Origin of the sequence: Campylobacter upsaliensis (assembly GCF_900637395.1) — a bacterium.
GTDB lineage: Bacteria > Campylobacterota > Campylobacteria > Campylobacterales > Campylobacteraceae > Campylobacter_D > Campylobacter_D upsaliensis.
This window is the reverse complement of the sequence record NZ_LR134372.1, coordinates 626638-640368: the sequence shown is the minus strand read 5'-3', so window position 1 is coordinate 640368 and position 13731 is coordinate 626638. Positions and strand designations below refer to the sequence as shown.

General features: G+C 36.2%; 16 protein-coding genes and 2 pseudogenes. 2 read left to right on the top strand and 16 right to left on the bottom strand.

Annotated elements, in window-relative coordinates; all coding sequences use genetic code 11:
* Window positions 1-3: 3 nt before the first annotated feature.
* From EL158_RS03220 to EL158_RS03195, 6 genes are all read right to left on the bottom strand, one after another.
* On the bottom strand, window positions 4-615 hold the full coding sequence (locus EL158_RS03220; RefSeq protein WP_027304299.1) for a bacteriohemerythrin: 612 nt from the start codon (window positions 613-615) through the stop codon (window positions 4-6).
* Window positions 615-1250 carry a bacteriohemerythrin gene (locus EL158_RS03215; protein ID WP_027304300.1) on the bottom strand — a complete coding sequence of 212 codons (636 nt, stop codon included), beginning with the start codon at window positions 1248-1250 and terminating at the stop codon, window positions 615-617. Before EL158_RS03215 ends, EL158_RS03220 begins: the two co-directional genes overlap by 1 nt.
* Before the next feature lie 131 nt (window positions 1251-1381).
* Window positions 1382-2038 carry a LutC/YkgG family protein gene (locus tag EL158_RS03210; RefSeq protein ID WP_027304301.1) on the bottom strand — a complete coding sequence of 219 codons (657 nt, stop codon included), beginning with the start codon at window positions 2036-2038 and terminating at the stop codon, window positions 1382-1384.
* Window positions 2031-3452, bottom strand: a complete 1422-nt coding sequence (locus tag EL158_RS03205) for a LutB/LldF family L-lactate oxidation iron-sulfur protein (RefSeq protein WP_027304302.1) — start codon at window positions 3450-3452, stop codon at window positions 2031-2033. Before EL158_RS03205 ends, EL158_RS03210 begins: the two co-directional genes overlap by 8 nt.
* Complete coding sequence (locus tag EL158_RS03200; RefSeq protein ID WP_126361486.1) at window positions 3449-4189, bottom strand: (Fe-S)-binding protein; 741 nt, start codon at window positions 4187-4189, stop codon at window positions 3449-3451. The genes EL158_RS03205 and EL158_RS03200 overlap by 4 nt, the downstream gene beginning before the upstream one ends.
* 6 nt (window positions 4190-4195) lie before the next feature.
* Window positions 4196-5848 (bottom strand): L-lactate permease, encoded by a 1653-nt coding sequence (locus EL158_RS03195; RefSeq protein WP_027304304.1) that lies wholly within the window; start codon window positions 5846-5848, stop codon window positions 4196-4198.
* Window positions 5849-6023: 175 nt separating this feature from the next.
* On the opposite strand from EL158_RS03195, the gene EL158_RS03190 reads away from it, so the two are divergent.
* Both EL158_RS03190 and mnmA read left to right on the top strand, forming a co-directional pair.
* On the top strand, window positions 6024-6656 hold the full coding sequence (locus tag EL158_RS03190) for an LOG family protein (protein WP_027304305.1): 633 nt from the start codon (window positions 6024-6026) through the stop codon (window positions 6654-6656).
* The gene (mnmA, locus tag EL158_RS03185; RefSeq protein ID WP_027304306.1) at window positions 6622-7638 is read left to right on the top strand and encodes a tRNA 2-thiouridine(34) synthase MnmA; all 1017 of its coding nucleotides are present in this window, start codon (window positions 6622-6624) and stop codon (window positions 7636-7638) included. Before EL158_RS03190 ends, mnmA begins: the two co-directional genes overlap by 35 nt.
* 71 nt (window positions 7639-7709) lie before the next feature.
* Here mnmA and EL158_RS08950 read toward each other — a convergent pair whose 3' ends face one another.
* The 10 genes and pseudogenes from EL158_RS08950 to nhaA (EL158_RS03130) all read right to left on the bottom strand — a co-directional run bounded on the left by EL158_RS08950 (window position 7710) and on the right by nhaA (EL158_RS03130) (window position 13656).
* Window positions 7710-7904: a hypothetical protein gene (locus tag EL158_RS08950; RefSeq protein ID WP_414973603.1), complete on the bottom strand. Its 195-nt coding sequence runs from the start codon at window positions 7902-7904 to the stop codon at window positions 7710-7712.
* Complete coding sequence (locus EL158_RS08945; protein ID WP_034956004.1) at window positions 7885-8208, bottom strand: anion permease; 324 nt, start codon at window positions 8206-8208, stop codon at window positions 7885-7887. The genes EL158_RS08950 and EL158_RS08945 overlap by 20 nt, the downstream gene beginning before the upstream one ends.
* Window positions 8123-8372, bottom strand: a pseudogene (locus EL158_RS08940) (anion permease). Before EL158_RS08940 ends, EL158_RS08945 begins: the two are co-directional and overlap by 86 nt.
* Window positions 8373-8480: 108 nt before the next feature.
* Window positions 8481-8720, bottom strand: a pseudogene (locus EL158_RS08935) (anion permease); the annotation flags it as partial.
* 264 nt (window positions 8721-8984) lie between these two features.
* Window positions 8985-9326 carry an anion permease gene (locus EL158_RS08930; protein ID WP_126361483.1) on the bottom strand — a complete coding sequence of 114 codons (342 nt, stop codon included), beginning with the start codon at window positions 9324-9326 and terminating at the stop codon, window positions 8985-8987.
* Between the two features lie 14 nt (window positions 9327-9340).
* A complete protein-coding gene (map, locus tag EL158_RS03150) occupies window positions 9341-10099 on the bottom strand; it encodes a type I methionyl aminopeptidase (protein ID WP_027304308.1) in 759 nt (252 codons plus the stop codon).
* A 15-nt stretch (window positions 10100-10114) separates the two neighbouring features.
* Window positions 10115-10861: a glutamate racemase gene (gene murI / locus EL158_RS03145; RefSeq protein ID WP_027304309.1), complete on the bottom strand. Its 747-nt coding sequence runs from the start codon at window positions 10859-10861 to the stop codon at window positions 10115-10117.
* Between the two features lie 13 nt (window positions 10862-10874).
* Window positions 10875-11348 carry an NlpC/P60 family protein gene (locus EL158_RS03140; protein WP_027304310.1) on the bottom strand — a complete coding sequence of 158 codons (474 nt, stop codon included), beginning with the start codon at window positions 11346-11348 and terminating at the stop codon, window positions 10875-10877.
* Window positions 11348-12511, bottom strand: coding sequence for a Na+/H+ antiporter NhaA (gene nhaA / locus EL158_RS03135; RefSeq protein WP_027304311.1), 1164 nt, complete (start codon window positions 12509-12511; stop codon window positions 11348-11350). The genes EL158_RS03140 and nhaA (EL158_RS03135) overlap by 1 nt, the downstream gene beginning before the upstream one ends.
* Entirely contained in the window at window positions 12508-13656 is a 1149-nt protein-coding gene (gene nhaA, locus EL158_RS03130) for a Na+/H+ antiporter NhaA (RefSeq protein ID WP_027304312.1), read from the bottom strand. Before nhaA (EL158_RS03130) ends, nhaA (EL158_RS03135) begins: the two co-directional genes overlap by 4 nt.
* Between the last annotated feature and the right edge of the window lie 75 nt (window positions 13657-13731).

The following is a 13731-nucleotide window of genomic DNA, read 5'->3' as shown; positions in this document are numbered from 1 at the left end:
AAATCAAAAACTATCAGCGGAGTGTTTTTTGTGAAATTGTATAGGTTTTTGACACTTTTTACATCTAAATTTTGCACCTTTTAATTGTATTTTTTGATGAATTCCAAAAGGCACATCGTGGATTTGCCCTACACAATCACACACATAAAGATAAATCGCCCCCTCGTCATCTCTCTCGTCCTTATCCTCCTCAAAACTCACATCACCACCATCATCATGACTCAAAGAAGAACGCCTAAAATGCTCCACTTTCATATCTTCATATAAAATATGCTCTAAAAGCCATTTTTTAGCGACCATATAAAGCTTTTCCTTAAGATCATTTGTTGTTTTAATGCCTTGAATAAGATTTATCATCATTTGTATAATTTCTTTATGAATTTTACGATGTGCCTCAAGCTCAGGATAGCCGATAAGCTCCATATATTTTTCTTCATCGTGAAAATGATCCTTCATATAATTAAAAAATTCCGCAAGTAAATTTTTAATATCATTTTTATAAACAGGCTTATCAAACATATATTCAACCTTAGCAGCAAGCTCAAAAAGCTTTTTATGCTGCTCGTCTATCTTTGCATTATGAACGCTATAACTATCATTCCATTTTGGAAACATTAGTTTATCCTTTTCTCCACGATTTCAGTTGTAACATAAGTTAAATCTTTTTTGCAGTTTTTGCATTTTAGCACTTTATTATGCATAGAAATTCCAAGATGCTCTTGATAGCTTAAAATGTGAGTTAAATGACAAGGACAAGTATAAATAAATCTCGTCTCTTTTATTATTTTAGGCTTTTCGACTACTTCGTCATTTTCTTCTGTTTGCTCTAATTCCTCTTCTTCATTATTTTTCTGCTCGTTAAGCCAATGCCCTATCATCATATCATAACGCAAAATGTGCGTTAAAAGCCAATCAGACATTATGGTATAAAGCTTTTCCTTAAGATCGTTAGTCGTTTTAATGTGCTGGATAAGATAAGACATATCATCAATGATAACCTTATGCATCATTTTGTGGTCGCTAAGATAAGGATAAGAAATTTCATACATATAATTCTCCTCATTAGCAAAATGCTCTTTCATATAATTAAAAAGTTCCATTAAAATTTCTTTTAGCTCATCGCGTTTTGCAAAACCATAAACCGCACTCTCCACTTTAGCAGCAAGCTCAAAAAGCTTTTTATGTTGCGTATCTATTCTCTCATCATTAATGCTATATTTATCGTCCCAAGCGGGAATAAACTTATCCAACTTAAATTCCTAAATAATAATTTAAAAATTTCTAAAGAAATTATAACCCTATTAAAATTAAAAAGAATATAAAAAACACAAATAAAAAATAAACGCTTCGAAAGAATTTGGCAATTTCTGCCAAATTCTCATCAGTATAAAATAATATGTGCTTTTTGTGGTCCATGCACTCCAAAAACGGTAACTAGCTCAATATCTGCTGTGCGTGAAGGTCCTGCTATAAATAAAATATTGCTAGGTAAGATTGCATTTTCTTGTTTTACTAGGTTTAAAGCTTCGCTAAGGCTAGCTACTATTTTTTCTTTTTGTAGTAAAATTATGCAAAGCTTAGGTGCTAAAGAGAGCATTCTAGGCTGTTCTTTGCTTGAAAGCACCAAAGCTACGCCGTGAGAGCTCACTCCGCAATGTGCGTGTATAATGGAAAAATCACTATGAAAAACTTCGCTTCGTAAATTTTCTATCTCTTTATCAAAGCAAATTTTCTTCTGTGCCTTGATCTTAACCAAATCAAGCCCCAAACTCTCACCATAAATCAAACTTTCATAGCCATAGCTCTGAACGATTTCATTGATTTTTTCCTCAAGCTTATCCCTAGTGCTTTCCTCAACTATATATTTATTATCACTCATTTTTTGCTTCATCTCTTCAAGCATTTTTTCACTTGTTACGATATGCCCCACAGGGTCTATGCTAGGACTTCTTATAAATTCCTCATCAACATAGGCTTTTTTGAGATTTGATAAAATAGCCTCTTTACTTTTTGCTGAAATTTCTTCTATCCTACTCATAAACCACTCCTTCGATATTTTGCACTTCTTTATACAAATCTTTCTTAATTTGTGGCAATTCCTTAAAAGCACTCCATTTTTTAATCACAGGTAAAGAGCCTTTAAAATTTTGCATAAACCAATTAAAATAATGCCCTTTAGATAAAGAAAAACGCCATTTATTACCATTTGTCGCTAAATTTGCAAAAGTAGAAAAAGCAAAAGCCTCCATTTTATTATGTTCCTTTGCACCAAATGGAGGGTTTTCTCCCTGTCCTGCCTTATCACAACGCAATTTTCTTATTAAATCCGCTAAGGGAATTTTCACAGGACACACCTCAGAACAACGCCCACAAAGAGAACAAAAATTAAGTATATCGCCTGTTTGATCCATACCAAATAAATTTGGACTAATCACCTCTCCTATTGGTCCTGGATAAACCGTTTGATAGCTATGACCGCCTATCTTATCATACACAGGGCAAAAATTCATACAAGCCCCGCACCTAATGCAACGCAAAGCCTCATAATAATCCTTATGCGCTAACATATCGCTTCGGTGATGGTCAAATAGCACAATATGCACTTCCTTAGGTCCGTCCAAATCTCCATTTTTACGCGGTCCTGTGATGATATTATTATAAGTTGGGATAAACTGCCCCGTGGCTGAAGGGGTCAGTAAATGCACCATAGTCGCCGCATCTTCAAAGCTCTCCATTACCTTTTCTATCCCACAAAGTGCGATGTGAATATCAGGAGCTGTGGTGCACATTCTACCATTACCCTCATTTTCTATCAGCCAAAATGCCCCCTCCCTAGACATAGCAAAATTTACCCCACTAAGTCCTAGTTTTAAGCCCTCAAATTCATCTCTTAAATATTTCCTAGCAATGGCATTTAACTTTTCAGGCTCACTCTCAAATTCTGCGCCTAACTTTTCTTGAAAGGTTTTGCCTATCTCATAACGATTTTTATGAATCGCTGGCACGACTATATGCACAGGTACTTCGCCATCAAGCTGGATAATCACTTCACCCAAATCCGTCTCAATAGCCTTTAAGTCCTTTTTTTCAAGGTAGTGATTAAGCCCTATTTCCTCACTAGCCATTGATTTGCCCTTTAAGATTTTGCTAATATTATTTTGCTTCATTATCTCATAAATAAGCTCACAAGCATCTTCATCGCTACTTGCCCAATGCACCTTAATGCCATTTTTTGTAGCATTTTTTTCAAATTCTAAAAGTCTTTCCTCAAGGCTCATCAACGCGTTATTTTTCGCTTGTTTAGCTCTAATTCTTAAACCTTGCCAATCTTTAAATTTATCATCGATTACTTTAAGACGATTTTTTTGCAGAGTGTGCATAGCATTGCTTAAATTTTCACGCATTTGCGTGTCATTTAACTTGATATTTACTATTTCTTCGTGTGTCTTCATAATCTTACCCCCTCAAGTCTTTTTAATAAAAAATCATACAAATGAAGTCCTCTTACATCAAGTCCCATTTTACGCATAGTGCCATCTATATTTAAAAGACAGCCTCCATCACCGCTTATAAGATATTTTACGCCCGTATTTTGTATATCTTTAATCTTGGCTCTTGCCATAGCATTTGAAATTTCAAGCTCTTTCACAGCAAAAGTTCCACCAAAGCCACAGCACTCTTCCTCATACTCCAAATTCACAAGCTCGACATTTTTAAGCTTTTTGATGAGATTTTTACTTGCTTCTATGCTTTTTTGTATGCGTAAGGCGTGGCAGTTTGAGTGCCAAGTAACTCTTACAGGATCCCCCTTATCTTCATATTCCACCTTTAAAACTTCATCTAAATATTGAGAAAGCTCGGTTACTTTTGATGAAAATTCCTTCACTCTTTCAAATTCACTATCCTCTTTAAAAAGCTCTAAGTAATCGTGGCTCATCATACCCGCACAAGAGCCACTTGGCACGACAATGGGATAATCTTTTTCAAATAAATCCACATTATAAAGCGCTATGCGTTTGCTTTCCTTAAAATAGCCTGAATTAAAACTTGGCTGCGAACAACAGGTTTGATTTTTTTTAAAAATCACCTCCACACCCTCACGGCGTAGAAGTTTTATAGCATTTAAAATCGTCTCTTGCATAGCAGCAGTGCCAAGACAAGTCGCATAAAAATATACTTTTTTCATCATCAATCCTTATTTAGCGATAACTTCAGGGATAATTCCCGGCATTAAAAAGGCAATAATGCAAGTCCAAATTCCTATCAAAATAATAAAGCCGACAGAATATTTAAGCGTAAATTTAAATAAATCAGACTCCTTACCTACAAGTCCCACAGCCGCACAAGCTATGGCTATACTTTGTGGGCTTATCATCTTACCAACCACGCCACCAACGGAATTTGCCGCTAAAAATAAGGCTTCAGGCACAGCCAAACTTGTAGCAGCGGCTTGTTGAAGTGGTCCAAAAAGTAAATTTGCACTCGTATCAGATCCTGTAAGGAAAACGCCTATCCAGCCTATAACAGGGCTAAAAAACGAAAAAGCATCGCCTGTGGTCGCAAAAGCTGTTCCTAAGGTCGTGCTCATACCTGAATTTTTAGCGATAAAAGCAAAAGCCACAACCAAGCCTATGGTAATACAAGGCATAGCCATTTCTTTTAAGGTGTCGCCTAAGGCTTCTTCAACAATATTTGATTTAATGCGTAAAAAGAAGATTGTCAAAAGTGCCGCGACCAAAATAGCCGTTCCAGCTTGAAGGGCGATTAGATTAATATCCATATTTAAGCTTAAAGCCTTACCAGCACTATCTACGATAGAGCCTTCGATATTATTAAAAGACAAGGCGACCTTAGTATAATCAAACACCGCACCCTTATCAAAAAACGCCTTAAACCAAGGCTGAGTCCAAATAATAATACAAATAATGAGCAAAATAAAAGGTAACCAAGCCTTAAAAACCTTACCAAATTCTAATTGAGTATGATGAGAAAAATCTGTCAAATCATCAAGTCTAAAAATATTTTTAGGAGACCAAAATTTCAAAAATATCGTTGTGCAAGCAAGAGAGACAACAGCCGAAACAATGTCAGGAAGCTCCGCTCCTAAGTAATTTGAGCTAATAAACTGCGTAATTGTAAAACTTACAGCCGCTACTAAAACCGCAGGAAAAGTCTCTTTCACGCCCTTAACGCCGTCCATTAAAAACACGATGAAAAAAGGCACACTAAGACTTAAAGGCACAAGCATACGCCCAACCATAGCAGAAATTTCATACTGCTCAACACCGACCAAATTTGACATAGCGATAATAGGAATCCCAACCGCACCAAAAGCAACAGGAGCGGTATTTGCTATCAAACAAAGTCCCGCAGCGTGCAGAGGCTTAAGTCCCAATCCTACCAAAAGAGCCGCTGTAATCGCCACAGGTCCTCCAAAGCCTATCGCACCCTCCAAAAATGAACCAAAACAAAAACCTATCAAAATTACCTGAATTCTATGATCTGGCGTAATGCTCATCACGCTTTCTTTAATCACTTCAAAAGAGCCAGACTTTACAGAAAGCTTATAAAGGAAAATTGCCGCGATGATAATCCAAGCAATAGGCCACATTCCTTGTGCAAAACCTTGCACAAAAGAAGCCCCGATGAGAGAAAAAGGCATACCATAAGCATAAAATGCCACTACACTCGCTACAATCACGGTAATAAAACCCGCCTGATAACCCTTAAGCTTAAAAACAAGCAAACAAATCAAAAAACAAAAAATAGGCAAAAATGCTAACAAAGCACTAAGCCAGATACTTCCTAATGGGTCAGTTAATTGCTGATACATCAAAGCTCCTTTAATAGTTTCAATAAAGATTGTATAGAATTTACACAAAAAAATTTAATATTTTATTTTTTGTAAAAGTCATTTCATAATTTTTGCATAATTCTGTAACATAAAGAATTTATTTTTAATTCTTAATTTTTTTTATTTTTTTCGCTAGAATTAGTCTTTAAATTTTGCTTAAAGGCACAAAATGAGTATAGAAATCAAAAAAGATTTAGAAAAATTTGCTACAATACCAAATTTTAAAAGCCCTGTTACCTTTTTTGGCTCAGCACGCTTAAAGGATCATAATCCTTATTGCATCAAAGCAAAAGCTCTAGCTAAAAGATGTGTTGAAGAGGGATTTTGTGTCATCAGCGGTGGGGGCGGTGGCATTATGAAAGCAGCCAATGAGGGTGCTTTCGAACAAGATGCTAAATTCATAAGTTCGGTAGGCTTTAACATCCTGCTTCCTCACGAGCAAAAGCTTAACGATTTTGTGGAATATAGCATCACTTTTGAGAGCTTAGCCATTCGCAAAATGGCTCTTATTGAAAAGAGCTTTGCTTTTGTGATTTTTCCGGGCGGCTTTGGGACTTTAGATGAGTTGCTAGATGTCTTAACACTTAAGCAACTTAACTTTAAAAAGCACATACCCATTATACTCTACGGAAAAGATTTTTGGCAAAGCTTAGATGATTTTGTCAAAAATTCTCTACTTAAACTTAAAGTCATTGATAAAAATGATTTAAGCAAGTATATAATTAGCGACGAAATCGAAGAAATAATTCAAATTTTAAAGGAAAACAATGAAAATTTTAGTCGCAATGAGTGGAGGAGTTGATAGCACGGTTACAGCATATAAGCTAAAGCAGGCAGGACACGAAGTCATAGGTTGCTATATGAAGCTTCACGGAAAACCCGGATATCACGAAGAAAATATAGCTAAGGTTGAAAAGGTCGCTAAATTTCTGCAGATACCTTATCATATTTTAGACTTGCAAGAAGATTTTAAAGCCAAGGTGTATATGCCCTTTATCAACACTTACAAAGAGGGCAAAACGCCAAATCCTTGTGCTTTATGCAATCGCTTCATTAAACTTGGCAAACTCTTGGAATTTGCTAAAAATTTGGGCTGCGAAAAGTTAGCAACAGGGCATTATGCTAGGCTTGAAAATGGCTGCATCAAAGTCGCCGTTGATGAAAGTAAGGACCAGAGCTATTTCTTAGCAAATGCCGATAAAGAAGCCTTACAATACCTCATTTTTCCTCTAGGTGAAATGAAAAAAGAAGATGTAAAACAATTCGCCTCCACCATAGAAGTTTTAAAATCCTTCGCTACACAAAAAGAAAGCAGTGAAATTTGTTTTGTCGAAAACACCTATGTTGATGTTTTGGAGCAATTTATGGATACGAAAATTAAAGGAGAAGTGCTAGATAGTAGTGGTAAGGTCGTAGGAGAGCATAATGGCTATATGCACTATACCATAGGTAAAAGAAGAGGTTTTGAGGTAAGGGGTGCTCACGAGCCACATTTTGTTTTAAAAATCAATCCTAAGGAAAATCAAATCGTAGTCGGCACGAAAGAAGAGTTAAAAACTAAAGAATTTAAGCTTGAAAATATCAATCTTTTCATTGATAAAAAGGCATTTAATTGCGAAGTAAAAATTCGCTACCGCTCCAAAAGCGTGCCTTGTGAAGTTTTGGTTGATGAGAATTTAAACGCCCAAATATCCCTCAAAGAGCCAGTTTATGGACTAGCAAGCGGTCAAATGGCAGTTTTTTACGAAGAAGACAAAGTCATAGCAAGTGGCTTTATAAGTTAAATTTACCCTTTCGGGTAAATTTTAATAAAAGCCTAAAAACTTCCACCATACCAAGCTAACGCTTATCATTACTAGCATATCAACCACAAAGATAACAAAACAACGCCCCGCCATCTCTTAAGAATAACATAATTTGTCCCAAAGATAACAAGAGTTGTTTCAGTAGCATAAGCCATCATAATATTACTTGAAGTTATCATAATAAAGGCATAAAGCAAAGGAGGCGCACCCAAAGCCAAACCAGCACTATAAAACACGAAAAACATCGCAGAAATATGTGCCGTTGTCGTAATGCGCATATAAAAATGCAAGAGATAAGAAAATCATCACAGAAATTTCCCCAAGTCCCATAGAAGAAGCCAAACCTCCAAGTGCCTCAGCTAAAAATTGCGTAACGCCAAGTTTTCCCAGCATAGTCGCCATCATCACAAGGGCAGAAAACCATACCAAAGTATTCCAAGCGGTTTTTTCCTTTAAAACATCATCAAAACTTAATACTCCGCTTACCAAAACCAAAGAAAAGTCCCAAAGCTCCAGCCCAAAAAGCAAGTAAAAGCAAGAAAACTCCAAGCATAATCTTTTCAGCCCTCTTCATCGCTCCAAGCTCTGCTAATCTTTACTTTAGCAAATTTAGAAGCGTTAGGCGTTTGCTTAATTTTTGGAGGAGATAAAAGATAAACATCGCACAAATTCCGGGTAAAAACATACCCAAAGCCCACTGAGCTAATCTCCATATTTATCGCTTGTGCGACTAAATCGACCACTAAAGGATTTGACGCTGTGGCAGTAATAAACATCGCCGAGCTTATAGGATTTGCTTGATAATTTACTAAAGAAAGCTAAGTGCCTATTTTACTTTGCGTATTATCCTCAGGGCTTGATTTAAACGAGCGACTAATCGCTTGAACGATAGGATTAATAATCGCTCCCGCTCTTGCAGTGTTTGAAGGCGTAATGGGCGCTAAAATCGTCTCACTCGCCACGATAGAATAGGCAATCCCAAGCGTCCTTTTCCCAAAAATGCTAATAAAATAATAAGCAAGTCTTTCCCCAAGTCCCGTTTTTATCACGCCTCTAGCAATGATAATAGAAACAACAATGAGCCAAATTAACGAATTTGAAAAGCCGCTTATTAATACCTGTTTTAGACTTTAAACTAGAAATCGCCTTATTAAACCCTCTCATCAATGTCCTTTTGAGACATATTTTGCAATGCAAGAGTATTTAAAGCAAAAATTTTACTCTCATCAATAAGTTTATTTTTTTACACTTGTGAAGTTTGCTTCGCGTAAAATTTAGCCAAAAGATCAATTTGTATGTTTTTATCCTTAATGCTTAAAAGCTCATCAAGCTATTTTATTAGCATTAAGCAAAGCGTTTAAAATAGCTTCCTGGGTCGCTTTATCCATAGCTATTTTTTGCGAATTTGCATTATCACTCATCACTATGCCTTGCCAACTTTTAATGTGAGTGGTTCTAATTTGACTTTGCGGCGTGGTAATCCCACTCAAAGCAACGATGGCGATTAAACAAATCGCTCCCAAAGGCATCACTTGCAAAATCACAGCCGCAAAAAGCCCTAAAAAATGCCACGAATTCGCCTCCAAACTCACAGGAACAGGCGTTAAGTAAAAAACACCCAACACAGCCAAACAAAACAAAAGGCTAAAAATTTTGTTTTTACTCATTGTTTCTTCTTATTTTAGATTTGTGAAAGAATTTCAGCCCTACCCTTCACAATAGCTACGCAATGCTCATAATGGGCAGTATTTAGCCCATCTACACTGCCCGCATCCCATCTGCCATTATAATGCTTTGGTGTGCCGTCTTTTTGACAAATCATAGGCTCAATGCAAAAAATCATACCATTTTTAATTTTAGGTCCGCTCTTAGCATTTGAACCCTTTTCTAAATAATTTAGAATTTCAGGCTCACAGTGCGGTTTTGTGCCTATACCGTGTCCGCAGTATCCTTGCAAAGGAACAAAACCGCGACTTGTAATAAATTCTCCCAAAAGTGCCGAAAGTTCCTTAAAACGCATACCCTCTCGTATAGAATCAATAGCAAAATATAATGCGTCTTTCGCACAAGCGATTAATTCTTCATCTTTTTTAGAAATTTTACCTATGGCTAAGGTTCTAGCTGCATCACCATAATAACCATCTAGCAATGTCCCCACATCAATCCCCAAAATATCGCCATCTTTTAGCACTTTATCATCAGCTATACCGTGGATGCAAACCTCATTTAAAGAAGTGCAAATGGCACTTGGAAAATCATAAAGGTTCTTAAAAGAAGGCTTTGCGCCAGAACTTAAAATGAATTCTTCAGCCATTTCACTAATCTGCCTTAAACTCATCCCAGCCTTAATCTCTCTTTCTAAAAAATCCAAAGTCTTAGCGACAATTTTATTTGCTTCTCTTAATTTTTGAATTTCTGTTGCTTTTCTTAATTCTATCATTGCATATTCCTTAAATTAACTTAAATTGAGCCAAATTTTTGCAGTTTTTTCCAAAGTCTTAATATCACTTGAAGCGTAAAAACGCAAATTTGCCCTTTTATCCAAAAATTTCAAACGAGAATTTTCTCTTAAAAATTCCACTATGGCTTCGCCTGAGTGTATGAGTCTTGTTTTAGAGCCAAAAAATTCACCCAAAGCCTTACTAAGTAGAGGAAAATGAGTGCAGGCTAAAATGAGTGCGTCAGGGCTTTTTACATCTTTAAAATAATGCAAAAAAGCACTTTTTAAAAATTCTCCCTCAAAAATGCCCTCTTCAACCATAGGCACAAAAAGTCCTGTCGCAAGGGCTTTTACGCGTGTAAAGCCTTCTTTTTCTAAATTAATTTGATACTGCCTTGAATTAATGGTCGCCTTTGTGGCTATGACTAAAATTTCCTTGTCTTTATCCTCTAAATTCTTACAAGTCGCCCTCACTCCAGCTTCTATCACACCATAAATGGGAAAATCAGCCCTAGCTCTTAAAGTCTCCAAAGCATAAGCGCTAGCAGTATTACAAGCGATGATAAGCATATCGATTTTAAAGGATTTAAAAAATTCTAAAGCCTCAAGACAAAACTTAATTATCGTCTCTTTATCCTTCACCCCATAAGGCACTCTAGCCGTATCACCATAATAAATAATTTCTTCAAACAAATTTGCCTCATACAAGGACTTTAAAACGCTAAGTCCTCCCACTCCACTATCAAAAACTCCAACTCTCATTGATTTTCTTTAATCATTTCATATAACGCCTAGCACCTATATAACGCGACTTCCAGTAGGTGTTATTTAAACTTACAATCTTACTTCCGCCTTTAGTTGAAAGATGAACAAATTCATTTCTACTAAGATAAACTCCCACATGTAAGCCATTAGGTCCCCTGCCCGTTTTGAAAAAAACTAAATCGCCCGCCTTAAGCTTAGCTTTTGAAACCTTTATCCCTGAAGCCATTTGAGTCTTGGTCGTGCGAGGTAGCAAAATACCAAATTCACGCATTAAAGTTTGGGTAAAGCCCGAGCAGTCCGCTCCCCTCCTACTCGTCCCACCTAAAACATAAGGCGTTTTTTGCCATTTCCTACTAGCACTTCTAAGCCTTTCTTCTGTGGCGTTTTGCGAATAACTTGGCTTGTAAAAATTTAAGCTTTGCGGTAAAAAACTACAACCACTCAATAAAAAAATTATAAAAATTCCAAAAATATATTTTTTCATCAAGCCCTCGCAAAAAATTTCAAATAAACAAAGCCCAAAATCCCGGAGCAAAAAGAGGCGACTAAAATGGAAAGATTATCCGCGTAATTGAAAATATCACTCACCTCATAAGCCAAGCCGTCTATAAATAAACTCATCGTAAAGCCTATGCCTGTGAGTATGCAAACGCCGTAAAGTTGTTTAAAATTCGCTCCCTCTGGCAAACGCGCCAAACCACTTTTAATCGCAAGGTAAGAAAAGGCAAAAACGCCCACTTGCTTACCGACAAAAAGTCCTAAGAAAATCCCCACACTAGCACCGGAAAGTATGGATTTTAAGTCGATATTAGCCAAATTTACACCTGCATTTGCAAAGGCAAATAAAGGCAGTATGACAAAAACGAGCCAAAATTTCAAACTTTCATCAATCTCTTTTAAAAAAGGCTTACCATCTTTTGTCAAAACAGGGATAAAAAATGCAGTGATAAGTCCCGCCAAAGTCGCATGCACTCCGCTTTTTAAAACGCTCACCCAAAGGATTAAGGAACAAATAAAATAAAAAGATTTGCGTGTAATACCCAACAAATTTAAGGTCAATAAAGCTAAAATCGCACAACTTGCCACAATAAAAGCGACAATAGATAGTTTAGAAGTATAAAAAATGGCGATGATTAAAATCGCTCCTACATCATCAAAAATAGCCAAAGAAAGCAAGAAAATTTTAAGCGAACTTGGGATATGTTTTCCGCACATCATCAAAATAGCTAAAGCAAAAGCCGTATCCGTAGCCGTTGGGATAGCCCAGCCCTTAAGCGTATAAGCATCGCCGACATTAACTAAGGCAAAAATGCTAGCTGGCACGATAATCCCACCTAAAGCCGCTGCAAATGGTAAAATAATGCTTCTTACCTCTTTGAAAGCTCCTTGCATTAATTCTTTTTTAAGCTCTAAGCCTATGGCAAAGAAAAAAATGGAAATCAAGCCATCATTAACCCAAAGTAAAAAAGGCTTTTCAAGTCTAAATTCCCCCGCGACAAAGCCCATATTTAAATTAAGCAATTCTCTATAATGATCACTTAAAAAGCTATTTTGCACAAGTAGGGCAAAAACCGTGCAAATAATGAGTAAAACGCCACCAAAAGCCTCATTATAAACAAAATTCTTAAGTCGCTCAAACAAAGTCATTTAACAAGCTTTAAATAAATATAGCCCACAATGGCACTTAAAAAACTAGCTACTAAAATCGCAAGCTTATCAGTATGCTCGAAAATATCACTATTTTTATACGCTAAAGAATCGATAAATAAACTCATCGTAAAGCCTATGCCTGTAAGTATGCAAATGCCATAAAATTGAGAATAGCGGACATTTTCAGGAAGTTTTGCAAGTTTTAATTTAATCGCCAAGTAAGAAAATAAAAACACACCCACTTGCTTACCCACAAAAAGTCCTAAAATAATACCAAGACTCACAGGAGAAAATAAGGCTGCAAGGTGCATATCTCTTAAATCAATGCCCGCATTTGCAAAGGCAAATAAAGGCAAAATAAAATAAACCACCCAAGGATTTAAACTCTCTAAAACATTATGTAAATATGGTCGTTTGCCCTTAGTATCTAAAGGGATAAATAAAGCTATAATTACCCCCGCCAAAGTCGCATGCACACCACTTTTAAGCATAGCGATCCAAAGTATCACACCGACTAAAACATAAAGCGATAAATGCGTAATGTGAAAATAATTAAGAACAAATAAAGCAAAAATACACATCAAGCAAATTAACATCGCTAAAGTAGAAAGCTGATCTGTGTAAAATAAAGCAATGATAATAATCGCACCCAAATCATCAAAAATAGCCAAAGAAAGTAAGAAAAGCTTAAGACTAGCTGGAATTTTATTTCCTAAAAGCATTAAAATTCCTACCGCAAAGGCAATATCTGTCGCAGTTGGGATAGCCCAGCCTTTCATCGCAAAAGCATCGTGAAAATTAATAAAAGCAAAGATAAGTGCAGGAACTACCATACCTCCAAGCGCACCAAAAATAGGCAAAGAAACCGCCCTAACATTTTTAAGCTGTCCTCTTAAAACCTCATATTTAAGCTCAAGTCCTATGCAAAGAAAGAAAATGGCAATTAAGCCGTCATTAATCCAAAGATCTAAGGATTTTGAAATTTGAAAATTATCAAAGCCCACAGTAAAATTTGCGTGGAAAAAATCCGTATAAATCACGCTCAAAGCTGAATTTTTACACAAAAGCGCAAAAAAGGTAAAGAAAATCAATAAAATTCCAGGAAAAGTCTCACTTAAAACTACTTTTTTAATCCTTTGCAAAGCAAACTCCTTAAAATTAATTCTAAGATTATAACAAAATTTGATTAAGATTTGATTAAGATTTGATTAAATATT